Below are 5,340 nucleotides of genomic sequence, written 5' to 3' on the forward strand. Positions count from 1 at the left end.
GGTGGGGCACAGGGGATGCCCGAGAGGCCCGAATGCCCTGTGCCATCGGTCCTACTCGCCAGTAGGAGGGTGTGACGGGTACGCGCCCGGGTAACCCGGCAGACAGGGGTCGCTAACTAGCTGGGAGGGCTGCCGTGGAGGGGCCGTTCATGCGGATCGAGGACAGCGGGCTGGTGATGCCGCTGCGCCCCGACGTGACGACGGTCGGGAGAGGGAGAGGAGTCGACGTACGCCTCGACGACCCGAGTGTGTCCCAATTGCACGCAGAGATCGTCCGACGCGGTCCGTACATCTACGTGGTGGACATGGGCCTGTCCCGTAACGGGACCCGAGTGAACGGCAGGCCGATCGCCCGCCGTGTCCTGGAGGACGGCGACGTCGTGAGCTTCGGCACGGCGCGCTGCCGACTGGGGGGAATCCCCCGTGAGGAGGTCGACCCGGACGTCGAGCTCCGGCGTGCCGTCGCACCCGAGCTCACCCGCCGCGAGGTCGATGTGCTGACCTCGCTCTGCCGTCCCGCACTGTCCGACGAGGCGTTCGTGGCCCCGGCCACGGCGCGCGACATCGCCGGAGAGCTGGTGGTGACGGAGGCGGCCGTCAAGCAGCACCTGCTGCGCCTCTACCAGAAGTTCCGGATCCCCGAGGGCGCCAACCGGCGCACGCGGCTCGCCAACGAGGTCATCGCGATGGGCCTCGTCCGGCCGCTGCCGCCGGTGCACGTCCCGCAGGGCCGCCCGCCGATGGACGGGCGGGTCCCCGGGGTCCGCGGCACGACCGAGACCCGTAGGGCGGGTACGGGCCACGGTCATGTCAACGGACCGAACCGCGCGGCGCCGAGCGCCGCGGGACGGAGGGCCAGCTGAGGTGAACGTGCGGTCGCCCTCTCCGGCAGCGCAGAACCACGAGGGCGATCGCTGAGCCGGACCCGGACGGGGCCGCGCGCGTGACGGCGCGGCCCCGTCCGGTGAGATCCACGGCGAAGGCCGCCACCAGGGTGCTGGTGGCGGCCTTCGCATGTGCTCGGATCAGCTGAGGCGGCCCTCGGCGGCCTCGACGACGTTGACCAGCAGCATCGCGCGCGTCATCGGGCCGACGCCGCCCGGGTTCGGCGCGACCCACCCGGCGACGTCGCGGACGTCGGCGGCGACGTCCCCGGCGAGCTTGCCGTCCACGCGGGACACGCCGACGTCCAGGACGGCGGCGCCCGGCTTGACCATGTCACCGGTGATGAGGCCGGGGACGCCGGCGGCGGCCACGACGATGTCGGCCTCGCGGGTGTGCGCGGCCAGGTCGCGGGTGGCGGTGTGGCAGAGCGTGACGGTCGCGTTCTCGCTGCGGCGGGTCAGCAGCAGGCCGAGCGAGCGCCCGACCGTGATGCCGCGGCCGACGACGGCGACCTCCGCGCCCTTGATCGGGACGTCGAAGCGGCGCAGCAGCTCGATGATCCCCTTGGGCGTGCACGGCAGGGGGCCGGGCTGCATGAGGACGAGCCGCCCGAGGTTCGTCGGGTGCAGGCCGTCGGCGTCCTTGGCCGGGTCGATGCGCTCCAGCACGCGCTGCTCGTCCAGGCCCTTCGGCAGCGGGAGCTGGACGATGTAGCCGGTGCAGGCGGGGTCGGCGTTCAGCTCGGCGACGGCGCCCTCGACCTCGTCCTGGGTCGCGGTGGCGGGCAGGTCGCGGCGGATGCTCTCGATGCCGACCTCGGCGCAGTCGCGGTGCTTCATGTTGACGTAGGAGTGGCTGCCGGGGTCGTCGCCCACCAGGACCGTCCCGAGCCCGACGGTCACGCCGCGCTCGCGCAGCGCCTCGACGCGCCCCTTGAGGTTCGAGCGGATGTCGGCGGCCGTGGCCTTGCCGTCCAGAATCTGTGCCGTCATGCGTTCCTCCGCGGTCTCGCCAGAGACCCGTCCACCCAGGCGCGCGGTGTCCGGACCGTCGTTCGCTCCCCGGTGGTGATCCACCTTGACCGCGCCAGTCGCGTGAAACCCATGGTAGCGAGCCGGCGGCTAGTCCTCGGAGCGGCGGCGCCAGGCGATCACGCGATCGGTGCCGTGCCACCCGAGCTGCGCCGCCAGGACCGCCGCGAGGAACGCCGCGAGCAGCCCGATCATCTGCCGCGACTCCATCAGCAACGCGTCAGCCCGATACACGACACCCACGACGACCGCCAAGATCACGTCCACACACGCCTCCAACAGAACGCTCGCGCCGGGGTCAAGGGAGGGTCATGGGGCGCGATCAGGCCGAGGCTACCTGCCCGGATCGGGTGAAGGACGAGGCGGTAAACCCGGTGCGGCGGTGTTCTGCGCCACACCGGGCCCTTGGCCGATCAATGAAAGAAGTGCCTGACGCCGGTGAAGTAGAGGGTGATTCCGGCCTTTTCGGCGGCGGCGATGACCTTGTCGTCGTTGACCGAGCCGCCGGGTTCGACGATCGCGCGCACGCCCGCCTCGGTCAGGACCTCCAGGCCGTCCGGGAAGGGGAAGAACGCGTCGGACGCGCCCACCGAGGACGCGGCGCGCTCGGACCCGGCCCGCTCGACCGCGAGCTTGGCGGAGTCGACGCGGTTGACCTGCCCCATGCCGACGCCGACGGTGGCGCGGTCCGCGGCCAGGAGGATCGCGTTGGACTTCACCGCGCGGACGGCCCGCCAGGCGAACGCCAGGTCGGCGAGCGTGGCCTCGTCGGCGGCGGCGCCGACCTTGAGCTCCCAGGTGGACGGGTCGTCGCCGGAGGCGACCACGCGGTCGACGTCCTGGAGCAGGACGCCGCCGTCGATCCGCCGGTACTCGGCCGGGTTCGCGGGGCCCTGCGGGCAGCGCAGCAGCCGGATGTTCTTCTTGCGGGTCAGGACCTCCAGGGCGCCGTCCTCGAAGCCGGGCGCGATCAAGACCTCGGTGAAGATCTCCGCGACCTGCTCGGCCATGGGGACGGTCACCGGGCGGTTCACCGCGATCACGCCGCCGAAGGCGGACAGCGGGTCGCAGGCGTGGGCCTTGCGGTGCGCCTCGGCGACGTCCGCGCCGACCGCGATGCCGCAGGGGTTGGCGTGCTTGATGATCGCGACGGCGGGGTCGGTGAAGTCGTAGGCGGCGCGGCGGGCGGCGTCCGCGTCCACGTAGTTGTTGTAGGACATCTCCTTGCCGTGGAGCTGCTCCGCCCCGGCCAGGCCGCCGCCGGAGCCGTCCGTGTAGAGGGCGGCGCGCTGGTGGGGGTTCTCGCCGTAGCGCAGGACGTTCGCGCGCTCCCACGTCGCGCCGAGGAAGTCGGGCCACTGCGCTTCGGCGGCCGTCTCGTCGGGCGCGTAGGTGCTCGCGAACCACGACGCCACGGCCACGTCGTAGGACGCGGTGTGCGCGAACGCGCGGGCGGCCAGGCGGCGGCGCTCCTCCAGGGTGAAGCCGCCCGCCTTCACGGCGTCCAGGACCGTCCCGTAGGCGGTCGGGTCGACGACGACGGAGACGCTCGCGTGGTTCTTCGCGGCGGCGCGCACCATCGTGGGGCCGCCGATGTCGATCTGCTCGACGCACTCGTCCGGCGCCGCGCCCGACTCGACCGTGTCGGCGAACGGGTACAGGTTCGCCACGACCAGGTCGAACGGCTCGACGGCCAGGTCGTCGAGCTGCTGGACGTGTTCCTCCTTGCGGCGGTCGGCGAGCAGGCCCGCGTGCACCTTCGGGTGCAGGGTCTTGACCCGGCCGTCCAGGCACTCGGGGAATCCGGTGAGCTTCTCCACCCTCATCACCGGGACCCCCGCGGAGGAGATCCGTCCCGCTGTAGAGCCGGTCGAGACGATCTCCACGCCCGCCTCGTGCAGGCCGCGGGCCAGCTCTTCCAGCCCGCTCTTGTCGTACACGCTGATCAGTGCGCGCTTAATCGCCACCCGACTCACCGGCCGAACTCCCCTCTTGATCGGTCGCACCGTTCCCGGACCCGTCACCACAGGTCCGGCACTTCATCGAGACCCGCCTGCCGCGCTCGGTCCAGCCGTCGCGGGCGAGCCGCCCGACGACGTCGACCAGGAGGCGCCGCTCCACCTGCTTGATCCGCTCGTGCAGGGAGTCTTCGTCGTCATGCCAGCCCACGGGGACCGTCTCCTGGGCGATGACGGGTCCGGTGTCCACGCCTTCGTCGACGAAGTGAACCGTACAGCCCGTCACCTTCACCCCGTACGCCAGGGCGTCCCGTACGGCGTGGGCTCCGGGGAACGACGGCAGCAGCGCCGGATGGGTGTTGACCGTCCGGCCGCCGAACCTCGCCAGGAAGCGCGGCCCCAGGATCTTCATGAACCCGGCGGACACCACCAGGTCCGGCTCGTGCTCGGCGACCGCCTCGGCCAGCGCCGCGTCCCAGTCGTCGCGAGACGCGAAATCCGGGATGCGGAGGGTGAACGTGGGCAATCCCGACCGTTCGGCGCGGGCGGTTCCCCCGATATCGGGGCGGTCCGCCCCCACGGCCACGACTTCCGCCCCGTAGGCTGGATCCGCGCACGCGTCGAGCAGCGCTTGTAGGTTGGTCCCCGCGCCGGAGACGAGGACGACGAGCCGGGCGGACACCATGACTCCCTGGTGGACGGCGGTGTTGTTCGGGCCACCAGGAAGCCTATCGGGCCGGTTCGGCGCACCCTGAAAGCAGACCACGCGGAAGCGGGCCATCCGGAAATCCGCACCAGGCCAGGAGGAAAACGACGTGAGCGAGCAGCCGGGCCCTCCGGCCCCGCCCGAAGACCGCCCCGACGGGCGGCCGGAGGGGCGGCCGCCCGCGGGACCGTCCAAGATGCAGCAAGGCGGGTGGCGGGCCCTGTGGCTCGGCGGCATCGCGCTGCTGACGGCGTTCTTCTTCTATCCGCTCGGCGTCGTGCTGGGCATCGCGGCGCTGGTCGTGGGCATCCGCGCCCGCCGCGCGGCGCGCGGCTCCGGGAACGCCGCCCCCGGCGCCGTCCCCGGCATCGTGCTCGGCTCGGTCGGGCTGCTCTTCTCGGCGCTGTCGGTCGCGATGACGATGTTCCTGTGGTCGGAGATGAGCGCCTACCAGGAGTGCCTGAGCACGGCCAACACCGCCACCGACGAGCAGAGCTGCCAGGACGAGTTCTACCCCAAGATCGAGGACAAGCTCGGCCTGCCGGCCGGCAGCATGGAGAAGTACGGCGACCTGCTCTGACGGCAGGTCCGCCTACTCGCGCTACTCGTCCGGCCCGTCCTGCTCGCGGTCCTCGCGGAGGACGTAGATCGCGCCGCCCCGGGTCTCGGTCCGCCCCGGGTCCTCGGGCGGCAGCGGTGCGGGCGGCGGCTCCGCGGCCCGCGGCTCGTCCGGCGGGTCGTCGACCAGATGGCCTTCGAC

Annotated in this window: 6 protein-coding genes and 1 riboswitch; of the genes, 2 read left to right on the forward strand and 4 right to left on the reverse strand. The window is 72.4% G+C overall.

The window, feature by feature from the left end:
- Positions 1-149: 149 nt before the first annotated feature.
- Entirely contained in the window at positions 150-863 is a 714-nt protein-coding gene (locus tag E1281_RS37115; RefSeq protein WP_243717770.1) for an FHA domain-containing protein, read from the forward strand.
- A gap of 162 nt (positions 864-1,025) precedes the next feature.
- On the opposite strand, the gene E1281_RS37120 is transcribed toward E1281_RS37115, so the two are convergent.
- The 4 genes from E1281_RS37120 to purN form a co-directional block, all read right to left on the reverse strand.
- Complete coding sequence (locus E1281_RS37120) at positions 1,026-1,877, reverse strand: bifunctional methylenetetrahydrofolate dehydrogenase/methenyltetrahydrofolate cyclohydrolase (RefSeq protein WP_131884381.1); 852 nt, start codon at positions 1,875-1,877, stop codon at positions 1,026-1,028.
- A gap of 26 nt (positions 1,878-1,903) precedes the next feature.
- A riboswitch (ZMP/ZTP riboswitch) is annotated at positions 1,904-1,989 on the reverse strand.
- Between the two features lie 17 nt (positions 1,990-2,006).
- Positions 2,007-2,183, reverse strand: coding sequence for a hypothetical protein (locus tag E1281_RS40850; RefSeq protein WP_165959268.1), 177 nt, complete (start codon positions 2,181-2,183; stop codon positions 2,007-2,009).
- Between the two features lie 146 nt (positions 2,184-2,329).
- A complete protein-coding gene (gene purH / locus E1281_RS37125) occupies positions 2,330-3,892 on the reverse strand; it encodes a bifunctional phosphoribosylaminoimidazolecarboxamide formyltransferase/IMP cyclohydrolase (RefSeq protein WP_131884382.1) in 1,563 nt (520 codons plus the stop codon).
- The gene (gene purN, locus E1281_RS37130; RefSeq protein ID WP_131884383.1) at positions 3,873-4,559 is read right to left on the reverse strand and encodes a phosphoribosylglycinamide formyltransferase; all 687 of its coding nucleotides are present in this window, start codon (positions 4,557-4,559) and stop codon (positions 3,873-3,875) included. Before purN ends, purH begins: the two co-directional genes overlap by 20 nt.
- A 130-nt stretch (positions 4,560-4,689) precedes the next feature.
- On the opposite strand from purN, the gene E1281_RS37135 reads away from it, so the two are divergent.
- Positions 4,690-5,160 carry a DUF4190 domain-containing protein gene (locus tag E1281_RS37135; RefSeq protein ID WP_131884384.1) on the forward strand — a complete coding sequence of 157 codons (471 nt, stop codon included), beginning with the start codon at positions 4,690-4,692 and terminating at the stop codon, positions 5,158-5,160.
- Positions 5,161-5,340 lie beyond the last annotated feature (180 nt).

Source organism: Actinomadura sp. KC345 (assembly GCF_004348515.1).
GTDB lineage: Bacteria > Actinomycetota > Actinomycetes > Streptosporangiales > Streptosporangiaceae > Spirillospora.

Coding starts and splice junctions, on each gene's coding strand:
- E1281_RS37115 (WP_243717770.1), top strand. CDS start 150: ATGCGGATCGAGGACAGCGGGCTGGTGATGCCGCTGCGCCCCGACGTG.
- purN (WP_131884383.1), bottom strand. CDS start 4,559: ATGGTGTCCGCCCGGCTCGTCGTCCTCGTCTCCGGCGCGGGGACCAAC.
- E1281_RS37120 (WP_131884381.1), bottom strand. CDS start 1,877: ATGACGGCACAGATTCTGGACGGCAAGGCCACGGCCGCCGACATCCGC.